Genomic DNA, 12,976 nt, shown 5'->3' on the forward strand with positions numbered 1-12,976 from the left:
GTATACGGGCCGACCACCCACGGCGTCACCCGGCCGCACAGATAAAAAAGCCGGAAGCGCCTGGGGCGACTTCCGGCTTTTTACCAACGGGGAGGATCAGTCCAACTGCTCCATGATCTCGTCCGGAATTTCCGCGTTGTGATAGACCTCCTGCACATCATCGAGGTCTTCCAGCATGTCGATCAGCTTCATGACCCTCTTTGCGGTTTCCAGGTCGGCAACCGGCGCACTGATCGAAGGGATCATGGCGACTTCCGCCTCCTCACCCTTGAAGCCGGCCGCCGTCAGCGCCTCGTTGACCGACAGGAACTCGGCAAAACTGGTCGACACCAGCGCCGAGCCGTCCTCGCCCATCTCCACGTCATCGGCACCGGCTTCCAGCGCCGCTTCCATCAAGGCATCTTCGTTGACGCCCGGAGCAAAGCTGATCTGCCCCTTGCGCTCGAACATATAGGCCACCGAGCCATCGGTGCCGAGGTTGCCGCCACACTTGCTGAAGGCATGGCGCACTTCGGCGGCGGTGCGGTTGCGGTTGTCGGTCATGACCTCGACGATGATGGCCACGCCGCTGGGCGCATAGCCTTCGTAGCTGAACTCGACGACATTGTCGGCTTCGTTGTTGCCGGCACCGCGGGCAATCGCCCGGTCGATCACATCACGTGACATGTTGGCGGTCAGCGCCTTGTCCACCGCCAGGCGCAGGCGCGGGTTGTCCGCCGGCACCGGGCCGCCATGCTTGGCCGCAACGGTCAGCTCACGAATCAGTTTGGTGAAGATCTTGCCGCGCTTGGCGTCCTGACGCCCTTTGCGGTGCTTGATATTGGCCCACTTGGAATGACCAGCCATAACTCACTCCGTATTTCTCACTGAAGATTGCACGGGTATAAAAATTCGCACCCCATAACGAAGAAGCCTGGAAATCCAGGCTTCTCGTAGCGGCTTATTCGGCCTTGGCTTGCTCGCGCAGGCGAATGTGCAGCTCGCGCAGCGCCTTGTTATCCACCACACCCGGCGCCTGGGTCATGACGCAGGCCGCGCTCTGGGTTTTCGGGAAGGCGATCACTTCGCGGATCGAGCTGGCGCCGGTCATCAGCATGACCAGGCGATCCAGGCCGAAGGCCAGGCCTCCATGGGGCGGCGCACCGAACTTCAGCGCATCGAGGAGGAAGCCGAACTTCTCTTCCTGCTCTTCCTCGCTGATGCCCAGCACGCGGAACACGGTCTGCTGCATGTCCTTGTCGTGGATACGGATCGAACCGCCACCCAGCTCGGTACCGTTGAGCACCATGTCATAGGCACGCGACAGTGCGGCGGCCGGGTTGGCTTCCAGCTCCTCCGGGCTGCAGCTCGGCGCAGTGAACGGGTGGTGCATGGCGGTCAGGCTGCCATCGTCGTTTTCCTCGAACATCGGGAAGTCGACCACCCACAGCGGCGCCCACTCGCAGGTGAGCAGATTGAGGTCATGCCCCAGCTTGATGCGCAGCGCACCGAGGGCTTCGCTGACGATCTTGGCCTTGTCCGCGCCGAAGAACACGATGTCGCCATCCACCGCACCGACGCGATCGAGGATCACGTTGATGTTGTCCAGCGGGATGTTCTTGACGATCGGCGACTGCAGACCATCTACGCCCTGCGCACGCTCGTTGACCTTGATGTAGGCCAGGCCCTTGGCGCCGTAGATGCCGACGAACTTGGTGTAGTCGTCGATCTGCTTGCGCGGCATGCTCGCCCCGCCCGGTACGCGCAGCGCGGTGACGCGGCATTTCGGGTCGTTGGCCGGACCGGCAAACACCTTGAAGTCGACGTCCTTGAGCTGGTCTTCCACATCCACCAGCTCCAGCGGGATACGCAGGTCGGGCTTATCCGAACCGAAGCGACGCATGGCTTCGGCCAGGGTCATGTGCGGCAGCTCGCCGAACTCGACGTCCAGGACTTCCTTGAACAGGTTGCGCACCATGGTTTCGGTGATGCCCATGATGTCTTTTTCATCGAGGAAGCTGGTCTCGATGTCGATCTGGGTGAATTCCGGCTGGCGGTCGGCGCGCAGGTCTTCGTCGCGGAAGCACTTGGCGATCTGGTAGTAGCGGTCGAAGCCGGCCACCATCAGCAGCTGCTTGAACAGCTGCGGCGACTGCGGCAGGGCGAAGAAGCTGCCGGCATGGGTGCGGCTCGGCACCAGGTAGTCACGGGCACCTTCTGGAGTGGCGCGAGTGAGGATCGGCGTTTCCACATCGAGGAAGCCGTTCTCGTCCAGGTAACGGCGGATGCTCGAGGTGATGCGCGAACGCAGCTTGAGCTTCTCGGCCATTTCCGGGCGACGCAGGTCGATGAAGCGGTAGCGCAGGCGGGTTTCCTCGCCGACATCGGTGTATTCGTTGAGCGGGAACGGCGGGGTTTCCGCTTCGTTGAGTACTTCCAGCTCGTAACCCAGCACTTCGATGGCACCGGAAGCCATGTTGGCGTTGCGCGCACCCTCGGGACGCAGGCGTACCTTGCCGGTGATCTTGACCACATACTCGCTGCGTACGCGGTCGGCCTTGGCGAAGGTCTCGGCGCGATCCGGGTCGAACACCACCTGAGCCAGACCTTCACGGTCACGGATATCGAGGAAGATCACGCCACCGTGGTCACGACGACGATGGACCCAACCGCAAAGGGTGATTTCCTGGCCGTCCAGGCTCTCGTTCAACTGGCCGCAATAGTGGCTGCGCATCATGATGGTGGTTCGCTTCTCTAATCAGTCTTGAATTCGTCGGGGCGGCCAACTGGCGGCGCCGGGGCCGTTTACACAGCACTCGTAAGCCGCGCAGGGCTTGCCACAAGGGCCAGGACGAGCATTTTCTGCAATTCGGACGCGGAGCAGGCCGAACAATCGACCAGCGGTGCAGCAGGCAGGCGCATGCCCGCATCCGGGACAAGGGGCGGGATTATATATGGTTAATCGACCCGGCGCAGCCGCCCGCCAAACCGCTTTCGCCAGGGCTTTCTATACTCAGAACCCGAGCCTTGCGGAGACCTGCCATGGCCATGCCCCGCCCCGCCGACCTGTCCAGCGACCTGCTGGAGGATTTCCGCCTCGACACCGCCGAGCAACTGCCACGCTGCGAGCAGCTGCTGATCGAGCTGGAGCATCACCCCCAAGACAGCGCGCGCCTGCGCGAACTGTTCCGCGTGGTGCATACCCTCAAGGGCAACCTCGGCTACGTCGAGCTCAACCAGTTGCTGCCCCTGCCACAGGCCATGGAAGACGTGCTGGCGCGCCTGCGCGAAGGCGAACTGGCGTTCGACAGCCTGCTCGGCGACATCCTCCTGCTCAGCCTCGACCACCTGCGCAACCTGATCGACGAGGCCCTCGGCGGCCCGCGCAGCACGCTTGAACCGCACACGTTCAAGAGCCTGTGCCAGGCCCTGCAGGCACTGGCCGCCGCCCCGGCGACACGCCAGACGGAAATCCGCCGCACCCTGCTGCAACACCTGGACCCCAGCACCCGCCTGCAGTCGGCCGAGCTGCCGGGGCAACCGCAGATGCTCGCCCTGCTGGACGAGCACGCCATCCCGGCCGACGCCGACCTGCTGTTCTTCAGCGAACTGATGCGGGCTGGCGAGCGGCGCTCGCACTACTGGCATGGTCGCGGCCTGCGCCTGCTGAGCCTGGCCCTGAACATGAACGCAATCGCCGACACCCCGACCGAGCCGGCGCAGCTCGCCGCTGCCGTGTGCCTGCACGACCTGGGCATGGCATTTCTGCCGCTAGAACTGCTGCACAAGACCGAGACGCTGAACCGCGAGGAGCGCCGCCAGCTGCAAGCCCATCCGCGCCTGGGTTTCGACCTGCTCAGACGCATGCCGGCCTGGACCAGCGCCGCGGAGATCATCCTGCAGCACCAGGAGCACGCCGATGGCAACGGCTACCCGAAGGGCCTGCTGGAAACCGAGATCCACCCCGGCGCGCTGATCCTCGGCATCGCCGACACCTTCGATGCGCGCACCCACGAGCGCGCCCACCAGACCCTGAGCAAGCGCCCGCGCCTGCGCGCCATTCTGGAAATCAACAACCTGGCCGGCAAGCAGTTCAGCCCTTACTGGGTCGAGGTCTTCAACCGCACCCTGCAGCAGCGCCCGCAGCTGGCCCATTTGTGAAGGGACCCGCAGCGCCTGCTGCCATAGGCATAAGTCATCGGATTCATTGACATAAGCCAAGGTCGGCCGGGTAGCCCCCTGTGATAGGCTCCTGCCATCAAGGGGGACGCACAACCCCGGACAACCTGAGAGGAGAAACAAGGCATGGAAATCAACATCGGCATCGCCGAACAGGACCGCGCCGCCATTGCCGAAGGCCTGTCCCGCCTGCTCGCGGATACCTACACCCTGTACCTGAAAACCCACAACTTCCACTGGAACGTCACCGGTCCGATGTTCAACACCCTGCACCTGATGTTCGAGGCGCAGTACACCGAACTGGCCCTGGCCGTCGACCTGATCGCCGAACGCATCCGCGCCCTCGGCTTCCCGGCGCCCGGCACCTACGCAGCCTACGCCCGCCTGTCGTCGATCAAGGAAGAAGAAGGCGTGCCCACTGCCCAAGACATGATCACCCTGCTGGTACAAGGCCAGGAAGCCGTGGTGCGCACCGCCCGCGGGATTTTCCCGCTACTGGAGAAGGTCAGCGACGAACCCACCGCCGATTTACTGACCCAGCGCATGCAAGTGCATGAAAAAACCGCCTGGATGCTGCGCAGCCTGCTGGCCGCCTGATATTCTCCGCACACCCGCAAAGGCCCGGCCCGACCGGACCTTTTGCCAGGCGCACGGCGCCTGTCTACTCTAATCTCTGCCTACTCACCCAACAGCCACAGTGACGTGCATGAGCCAGCCGCCGAAAGCCCCCTCGATTCTCGAACTCTATCCGGAAGAGACCCGCGAGGCTGCCGCCATCCTGAAGCAGGCCGTGCCGCTCATGATGCGCCACGACATCCCGCCCAACCCCATGCACTATGCGCTGTGGTACACCTACAGCCGCGGTTCGGAGCCGGACCTGAACCGTCGCCTGGACAAGATCGTCAAGGACTTCGACAGCTTCCCGCCGGAAAGCGCGGCCAAGCTGTTTCGCGACTTCGTCATTCGCGGCGAGCTGGAAGAGGCCCGCGCCGGCCAGCAGCAGGTGCTCGAACTGGTCGACGATATCGAGATCGACGTATCGCACAGCGTCAGCGGCAGCCAGCACTACCAGACCAGCCTCAGCATCGGCCTGGCCGCCCTGCAGGAGCCGGTCGTGGAGGATCTGCCCAGCGTCCTCAGCGATCTGCAGCAGAGCACCCAGGAGATGCAGGAACAGCAGGAAAAATTCCTCTATCGCCTGCGCGCCGCGCAAACGGAGATCCAGCACCTGCGCAGCCAGCTGGAACGCGCGCATATCGCCGCGACCCTGGACAGCCTGACCAACGTGTTCAACCGCCACGCCTTCACCCGCCTGCTCGAGCAGGCACTGGCCAACGACACCCAGGGCCTGGCCCTGATCATGCTGGATATCGATCACTTCAAGCAGTTCAACGACCAGTACGGCCATCCGCTCGGCGATCGCGTCCTGCAACATGTCGGGCAACTGTTGCGCGACCTGCTGCCGGCCCGCGGCATCGCCGCCCGCTACGGTGGCGAAGAGTTCTGCGTGATCCTGCGCGACTGCTTCGACCTGCACAGCGCCCACGCCTTCGCCGAGCAGTTGCGCCTGAAGGTTCAGGCCCTGCGCATCAAGGTACGCAGTACCGACAAGATCCTCGACACCGTCACCGCCTCCTTCGGCCTGGCCCTGGCCTGCAAAGACGACACCTTCGAGAGCCTGCTGACCCGGGCCGACGACGCGCTGTACCAGGCCAAGCGCAATGGCCGCAACCAGATCCACCCCGCCACCCCAGAAGCGGCGCTAAGCGCTTGATTTGAGTAGCCCTCCGCTTTGCGGTTAAATACGCCCCGTGCTTCCGGCAGCCAGGCGCTGCCGCGGCATAGGCGAGTCCGTGCGCCGCTATGGCCCAATCCGCATCAGGGCACCCCGCATCGTCCCGCTCTTCCTTTTATTTCCAGCTGTTAACCGTGAGTTCATTGAGCATGTTAAAGATCGTCCACCTGTTCACGGGCGTTGCCGCCCTGCTGCTGTCCTTCATTCCCAGCCTGCACCCCGAAGCCCTGCCCTACCTGCAACAGGCCGATGCGCTGTACCTTGCCCTGCTCGGCCTGGGCAACCTGCTGGTTGCCCCGCTGCTGCCAAGCCGCCAGCCGGGCGCCCGCAACCCACTGCAGCCACTGGTATCGGCCCTGCTGGTGCTCGCCGTGGTGCTGCAAGCCCTGATCCTGCTGGCTCCGCTGCCACTGATCGGCGGCCAGCCGGCCATCCTGCTGAGCCTGGCCACCCTGGTACTGGCCGTGGTCGTAAACCTGGCGATCAACTGCACCCTGCGCCGCCCGCAGCAAGTCGCCAGCAGCCAGGATCTCGGCGATCGCGAAACCGGCACCGTGAAGTGGTTCAACACCTCCAAGGGCTTCGGCTTCATTTCCCGCGACACCGGTGACGATATCTTCGTGCACTTCCGGGCGATCCGCGGCGAAGGTCACCGCATCCTGGTCGAAGGGCAACGCGTAGAGTTCTCGGTCATGCAGCGCGACAAGGGCCTGCAGGCCGAAGACGTGATTGCCGCCCTACCCAGTCGCCGCTGAGTCGACACGCAGAAAAAAGCCCGCCAAGTGCGGGCTTTTTCATGTCCATCAATAATGCGGCGGCGGTGCCTCACCTTCCTCGATACTGAACTGCCCCTGCATCTCTTCCTGGCGGCGCGCCAGGGCCGCCAACTGCAATTGCAAGCGCTCGACCAGACGCTGCTGCTCGACCAGCACATCGTTGAGGGCGGCAATGGTGTCATCCTGAAAGGCCTGGCGGCTCTCCAGCTCAATGATTCGCTGTTCCAGACTCATGCCTCACTCCCCGACAAAACGGAAGTCGGCCGCCAGCACCAGACGCAGGCGCTCGCGCACCGCGGCGATCTGCTCGGCGCTGTAGGCCTTCGCGGGATGCTTGCCCCATACCGGAGCGGGCCAGGCCGCATCCTCGCGACGACGCACGATCACATGCATGTGCAGCTGGCTGACCACATTGCCCAGCGTGGCCACGTTCATCTTGTCGGCCACGAAGACATCCTTGAGGGTTTCCGCCAGACGCGTGGTCTCCAGCCAGAGCGCCTGCTGGTCGGCCATATCGAGCTGGAACAGCTCGCTGACCTCCTCGCGCCGCGGCACCAGGATGAACCAGGGATAATTGGCATCATTCATCAACAGCAGGCGGCAGAGGGGAAAATCGCCGATCGGCAGGGTGTCCTGCTGCAAACGCGAATCCAGGGTAAACATCGGGGGCCTTCCTCGAACAAGAGTCCACGCGGACCTAGACGACAAGGATAACGGGAGAATCGCGCCAGTTCACCAGGCTCGCAGGCGCAGGCCAAACGCGCCAAATCAAGGCAGAGCAACGACCCTGCACCAGTTCCCCGCAGAGGCAGGCCCGGCAGCCGCCTCAGCTGTGGTGACACTGATACCGTTCGACCCACCGCCACCCGCTCACCCGGCAAATTCGGGCAGACACCAAGCACAACAATGCCGCACCGGCGCGCGGGCGCACCAAAAATGGGCACGCGAAAGCCCTATTTGCCCCCACAGAGCGTTACCCAAACAACCCGCAAGAGCAGCCCAACCACCTTCGGTAACGCACACACGAGCCACGCCACAGCACGACAAGCAATCGCCGAGGAGCACGAAGCCCCCCGGTTACCGGCACGAACAGACCGACATAGGCACTTTTCAGGCTACTGAGCAGCCGTTCAAAGAAGTTTTTCTTGGCACTTGGCATTTTGTGCACGGATGTTGCTTTGTTACACAGACAGTCGGCGATAGCTCCACCCGGATCGGTGCGACGCCCATCGCCAAGCGCCTTGGAAGGGCCTAAGCGATTGGATTTGCAGACCTTTAAGGGGGAGTCGAAGCGTGGCTCAAGCGGCAAAAACCTACAGAATTGCGACACCGCAGATGCAGTTTTGCGACGTATCTGTAAATAAAATGTAGGTAATCGGCGGCAAGTGTCGCCAACAAAGTTGCCGTGCTATAAGTTTAGCGCCGACACAAAAAGAAAGAAGCCGCCCATACAACAATTAATTGGGCAGCACAACTCTTCTAAACCAAAGGAGCAATCACAATGCAAGTGATGAAGTGGAGCGCACTGGCCCTGGCCGTGACCGCCGGTACCACCCAACTGGCTTTTGCCAGCGCACAGTCCGAATCCAAGGGCTTCGTTGAAGACAGCAGCTTCGATATCTTCAACCGTGCTCTGTACATGAACCGCGACTTCCGCAACGGCGCTAGCAATGGTGCAAGCAACTCCGCCAACCCGGCCGGCTATCGTGAAGAAACCGGCCTGGGCATTCGCCTGCTGTACGAGTCGGGCTTCACTCAAGGTGTGGTTGGCTTCGGTGTGGATGCCCACTCCCTGTCCAGCATCAAGCTCGACAGCGGTCGCGGCCGCTACGGCACCGGCCAGTTCGGCAAGACCAGCGACGGCCGTGGCGATGACACCCAGAGCGAAGTTGGCGGCGCCGTCAAGGTCCGCATCTCCGACACCGTTCTGAAGTACGGCAACCAGATGGTCGCCAGCCCGGTATTCTCCACCGACGACAGCCGCATCCTGCCGGAAGTCGCCACCGGTACCTACATCGTCAGCAACGAAATCGAAGGCCTGGAACTGAGCGCCGGTCGCTTCACCGCGATCAACGACCAAGCCTACACCGGCCGCGACAGCACCACCCTGTCTTCCGCCGAAGGCCTGACTTCCGCCAACATCGCCGGCATCAGCTACCAGTTCACTGAGAACTTCAGCGCTGCCTTCCACGCTTCCGATGTCGAAGACTACTGGACCAAGCAGTACGTCAACCTGAACTACACTCTGCCGCTGGCTGAAGAGCAGTCGCTGAGCTTCGACTTCAACTACTACAACACCAACGATGATGGCGACGAGCTCTACGGCGAAGTCGACAACCAGATCTGGAGCCTGGCGCCTAGCTACTCCATCGGCGCGCATACCTTCACCCTGGCCTATCAGGAGTCCACTGGCGACACCGCCCACGCCTATGGCGTAGACGGTAACGGCACAGTATGGCTGGCCAACTCCGTGCAGTTCTCCGACTTCAACGGCCAAGACGAGAAGTCCTACCAGGCTCGCTACGATCTGGACATGACTTCCTACGGCGTGCCGGGCCTGAGCTTCATGACTCGCTACATCTATGGTGACGAAATCACCGTAGAAGGCTTCGAGGAAGAAGGCAAAGAGCATGAGTGGAACTTCGAATCCAAGTACGTTGTTCAGGACGGTGCTGCTAAAGACCTGTCCTTCCGCGTTCGCCACTCCATCTGGCGCGCCAACGATGCCTACAACGACTTCTACAGCGCTGACCTGAACGACACCCGCCTGATCGTCGAGTACCCGCTGGACGTGCTGTAAGTCCAAGCAGTACTAAATCAGTGCAAAAAGAACCCGGCCTCGGCCGGGTTCTTTTTTATATGTGTTTAAAGGGGCAAGGCATAGGTGCCCGTCACATGCGCCACCAGCTCCTCCTCCGCCCCGAGCGAATGCAGCAGCACCTCGCATACCGCCTGTCGGCGTGACAGGCGCAGGATGCGCGCTTGCGCCAGCAGGTCGACCGGCTTCGGCTTGGCCAAGAAGTTGATGTTCAGGTTGGACGTCACCGCCATCTCCACCCGCCCCAGTCGCCCCAGCACCACCGCATACATGGCCGCATCGGCCAGCGACATGATGGTCGGCCCGGACAAGGTTCCGCCCGGCCGCACCAGCTTGCCGTGAAATGGCACCCTGGCCAGCGCCAGATCCGCACTCAGGCGGTCGATGCGCAGATCGATATCCTCGGCCATCGGCACCCCGGCGCGAATCAGCGCCTGTACCTGCTCCGCAGTCAATTCGGCCACCTTCTACTCCTGGTCTGATCCTGTACGCCACAGGACTGGCACCGTACAATGCCGAGTGATTATCTGCCCTCGCAACCGACAGAACGGCCAAACATGCGTACCAGTCAGTACCTGCTCTCGACCCTCAAAGAAACCCCTTCCGATGCCGTGGTCATCAGCCACCAGCTGATGCTGCGCGCGGGGATGATCCGCAAGCTGGCGTCCGGGCTCTACACCTGGCTGCCCATGGGTCTGCGCGTGCTGCGCAAGGCCGAGGCCATCGTGCGCGAAGAGATGAACGCAGCCGGCGCCCTGGAAGTGCTGATGCCGGCCATCCAGCCGGCCGAGCTGTGGCAGGAATCCGGGCGCTGGGAGCAGTACGGTCCCGAGCTGCTGCGCATCAAGGATCGCCACGGCCGCGAGTTCTGCGTCGGCCCGACCCACGAGGAAGTGATCACCGATCTGGCGCGCAACGAGCTGAACAGCTACAAGCAGCTGCCGATCAACATGTACCAGATCCAGACCAAGTTCCGCGACGAGATCCGCCCACGCTTTGGCCTGATGCGTGGCCGCGAGTTCCTGATGAAGGATGCCTACTCCTTCCACCTGACCCAGGAGTCGCTGCAGGAAACCTACGACCGCATGCACCAGGCCTATTGCAACGTGTTCAGCCGCCTGGGCCTGAACTTCCGCCCGGTACAGGCCGACACCGGCTCGATCGGGGGCACCGGCTCCCACGAGTTCCATGTGCTGGCCGAGTCCGGTGAAGACGATATCGCCTTCAGCGATGTTTCCGACTACGCCGCCAACATCGAGAAGGCCGAGGCCATCCCGCGCGAGAAGACGCGCGGCGCCGCCAGCGAGGAACTGCGCCTGATCGATACCCCGGACGCCAAGACCATCGACGATCTGGTGACCCAGTTCAACCTGGCCATCGAGAAAACCGTCAAGACCCTGGTCGTGCATGCGGCCGAGGAAGGCAAGCTGATCGCCCTGATCGTGCGCGGCGACCACGAGCTGAACGAAATCAAGGCCGCCAACCACGAGCTGGTCGCCAGCCCGCTGGTGTTTGCCTCGGAAGCCGAGATCCGCGCCGCCATCGGCGCCGGCCCCGGCTCCCTGGGCCCGCTGAACCTGCCGCTGCCGTGCATCATCGACCGTTCGGTAGCCCTGATGAGCGACTTTGGCGCCGGCGCCAACATCGAAGGCAAGCATTACTTCGGTCTCAACTGGGAGCGCGACCTACCGCTGCCGGCCGTGGCCGACCTGCGTAACGTGGTCGAGGGCGACCCCAGCCCGGACGGCCAGGGCAGCCTGGTGATCAAGCGCGGCATCGAAGTCGGGCACATCTTCCAGCTCGGCACCAAATACAGCGAAGCCCTGGGCTGCAAGGTACTGGGTGAAGGCGGCAAGCCGATCACCCTGACCATGGGCTGCTACGGCATCGGCGTCTCGCGCGTGGTGGCGGCCGCCATCGAGCAGAACTGGGACGAACGCGGCATCCTCTGGACAGACGCCCTGGCGCCCTTCCAGATCGCCCTGGTACCGATGAAATACGAGAGCGAAGCCGTGCGCGAGGCCACCGACAAGCTGTATGCCGAGCTGACCGCGGCCGGTTACGAAGTGCTGCTGGACGACCGCGACAAGAAGACCAGCCCCGGGGTGAAGTTCGCCGACATGGAGCTGATCGGCATCCCGCACCGCATCGTGGTCAGCGACCGCGGCCTGGCCGAGGGTAACCTCGAGTACAAGCACCGTCGTGACAGCGAAGCCCAGGCCGTGCCTGCCGCCGAGATCCTGTCGTTCATCAACGGCCGTACGGGTCGCTAATCCAGCACGTTCATCAAGAGCCATCATGTTCAAGCGAAGCACCCTGCGCCTCGGCGCCGCCCTGAGCGGCGCCCTCTTTCTCGGCGGTTGTGCCAACCATTTGCCACAGCGCAGCGAACAGGAAGAACGCATCGAGCGCAAACTGCTCGACCACAGCCTGCAGATCGACGTCGGCGAACCGCGCCTGCTCGAACTGCCGCAACGGCGAGTGCGCGTGCATGACCAGAAGACCTTCGAAGTCACCGAGTTCGAGGTCACCCGCCGCTACGACCGCTACACCCCCTACCAGGCCTGGCGCGAACTCTACGAAGTGCCGCTGGGCGTGGTGGCGGTGGTCGCCGGCGTGGGCGCCAACGTGCTCAACGTGGTGATGCTCGGCCGCCTGCCCGACAGCGCGACCAAGGACTGGATCAGCTACGGCTTCGCCGGCATCAACCCGGCAATGAACGTCGAGTCCAACGGCCGTTCGCAACAGAACCTGGCCAGCCTGGACGAGCGCCAGCTGGACAAGCGCATGGAATATTCCAGCCTGCCGTGGATCGAGCGCCCGGTCATGGTCAAGGCCGGCGAGACCACCCACGAGCTGAGCACCGACCGCAATGGCGTGCTGCGCCTGAATCTGCTCGACGACCCGTTCGCCGCCCAGGACGTGAGCCGGGTCGGCAACCTGCTGCTGAGCGTGGAAGACCCGCTGGACAACACCCGCGCCGACGCCAGCCTGCTGGTCAGCCGGGCCCTGCGCGGCAAGCTGCAGGAAGCCCACGCGCTGATCTATGACGATCTGGAAGACGACGAGGTGGCGCAGTGGGTGCACCGGGTCAAGCGCCTGTCCGACCTGGGCCTGGAGGAAGAGGCCAGCGAACTGGAACAGAGCCTGATCGAGCTGACCCGCAACGATCCGGAGCTGCAGCAGGAGTTCCTGCAGAAGCTGACCAAGGAAGCCGGGCGCCTGGTCGCCGATCCGGGCAACGACTGAGAGCCTGTTCACTATCTCGCGAGCTAGAGCTATACAAGGCAAAAACAGGCGAGGAAGCGGAGTTTACGAGCTGCAAATGAGCATTCCGAGCCTGCTTTTAACGCAGTAGAGCCGACGCGCAGCAGATTGTGAACAGGCTCTAAAGCTCCGCCAGCAGGATGCGCCACGCCCGGGCGCATC

At 63.1% G+C, this 12,976-nt stretch carries 12 protein-coding genes; 7 read left to right on the forward strand and 5 right to left on the reverse strand.

The genetic code is table 11. From position 1 onward, the window contains the following. Positions 1-96: 96 nt before the first annotated feature. Complete coding sequence (locus F3I16_RS13670; RefSeq protein WP_160494132.1) at positions 97-846, reverse strand: YebC/PmpR family DNA-binding transcriptional regulator; 750 nt, start codon at positions 844-846, stop codon at positions 97-99. A gap of 94 nt (positions 847-940) precedes the next feature. Beyond that, positions 941-2,716, reverse strand: coding sequence for an aspartate--tRNA ligase (gene aspS, locus F3I16_RS13675; RefSeq protein ID WP_160494133.1), 1,776 nt, complete (start codon positions 2,714-2,716; stop codon positions 941-943). Positions 2,717-3,021: 305 nt separating this feature from the next. Between aspS and F3I16_RS13680 the strand changes: the two genes are divergently transcribed. The 4 genes from F3I16_RS13680 (at position 3,022) to F3I16_RS21390 (ending at position 6,708) form a co-directional block, all read left to right on the forward strand. Continuing rightward, the gene (locus F3I16_RS13680) at positions 3,022-4,140 is read left to right on the forward strand and encodes an HD-GYP domain-containing protein (RefSeq protein ID WP_160494134.1); all 1,119 of its coding nucleotides are present in this window, start codon (positions 3,022-3,024) and stop codon (positions 4,138-4,140) included. A 144-nt stretch (positions 4,141-4,284) separates the two neighbouring features. Then, positions 4,285-4,755 (forward strand): Dps family protein, encoded by a 471-nt coding sequence (locus F3I16_RS13685; protein ID WP_160494135.1) that lies wholly within the window; start codon positions 4,285-4,287, stop codon positions 4,753-4,755. Positions 4,756-4,864: 109 nt separating this feature from the next. Continuing rightward, positions 4,865-5,932 (forward strand): GGDEF domain-containing protein, encoded by a 1,068-nt coding sequence (locus tag F3I16_RS13690; protein ID WP_160494136.1) that lies wholly within the window; start codon positions 4,865-4,867, stop codon positions 5,930-5,932. Between the two features lie 170 nt (positions 5,933-6,102). Beyond that, positions 6,103-6,708, forward strand: coding sequence for a cold-shock protein (locus tag F3I16_RS21390; RefSeq protein ID WP_160494137.1), 606 nt, complete (start codon positions 6,103-6,105; stop codon positions 6,706-6,708). Between the two features lie 48 nt (positions 6,709-6,756). Here the strand turns inward: F3I16_RS21390 and F3I16_RS13700 are convergent, their stop codons facing one another. Together F3I16_RS13700 and F3I16_RS13705 are read right to left on the reverse strand one after the other, a co-directional pair. Further along, positions 6,757-6,963 (reverse strand): SlyX family protein, encoded by a 207-nt coding sequence (locus F3I16_RS13700; RefSeq protein ID WP_160494138.1) that lies wholly within the window; start codon positions 6,961-6,963, stop codon positions 6,757-6,759. 3 nt (positions 6,964-6,966) lie between these two features. Next, complete coding sequence (locus F3I16_RS13705) at positions 6,967-7,392, reverse strand: HIT domain-containing protein (RefSeq protein WP_160494139.1); 426 nt, start codon at positions 7,390-7,392, stop codon at positions 6,967-6,969. Positions 7,393-8,230: 838 nt separating this feature from the next. Here F3I16_RS13705 and F3I16_RS13710 point away from each other — a divergent pair. Next, positions 8,231-9,529 (forward strand): OprD family porin, encoded by a 1,299-nt coding sequence (locus F3I16_RS13710; RefSeq protein ID WP_160494140.1) that lies wholly within the window; start codon positions 8,231-8,233, stop codon positions 9,527-9,529. A gap of 65 nt (positions 9,530-9,594) precedes the next feature. On the opposite strand, the gene F3I16_RS13715 is transcribed toward F3I16_RS13710, so the two are convergent. Next, positions 9,595-10,002, reverse strand: coding sequence for a PaaI family thioesterase (locus F3I16_RS13715; protein WP_160494331.1), 408 nt, complete (start codon positions 10,000-10,002; stop codon positions 9,595-9,597). Between the two features lie 102 nt (positions 10,003-10,104). Between F3I16_RS13715 and F3I16_RS13720 the strand changes: the two genes are divergently transcribed. Together F3I16_RS13720 and F3I16_RS13725 are read left to right on the forward strand one after the other, a co-directional pair. Next, complete coding sequence (locus tag F3I16_RS13720; RefSeq protein WP_160494141.1) at positions 10,105-11,820, forward strand: proline--tRNA ligase; 1,716 nt, start codon at positions 10,105-10,107, stop codon at positions 11,818-11,820. 25 nt (positions 11,821-11,845) lie between these two features. Beyond that, complete coding sequence (locus F3I16_RS13725) at positions 11,846-12,796, forward strand: hypothetical protein (protein WP_160494142.1); 951 nt, start codon at positions 11,846-11,848, stop codon at positions 12,794-12,796. Positions 12,797-12,976: the final 180 nt, after the last annotated feature.

The organism is Pseudomonas sp. L-22-4S-12 (assembly GCF_009799935.1).
In the GTDB taxonomy this organism is placed as follows: domain Bacteria; phylum Pseudomonadota; class Gammaproteobacteria; order Pseudomonadales; family Pseudomonadaceae; genus Aquipseudomonas.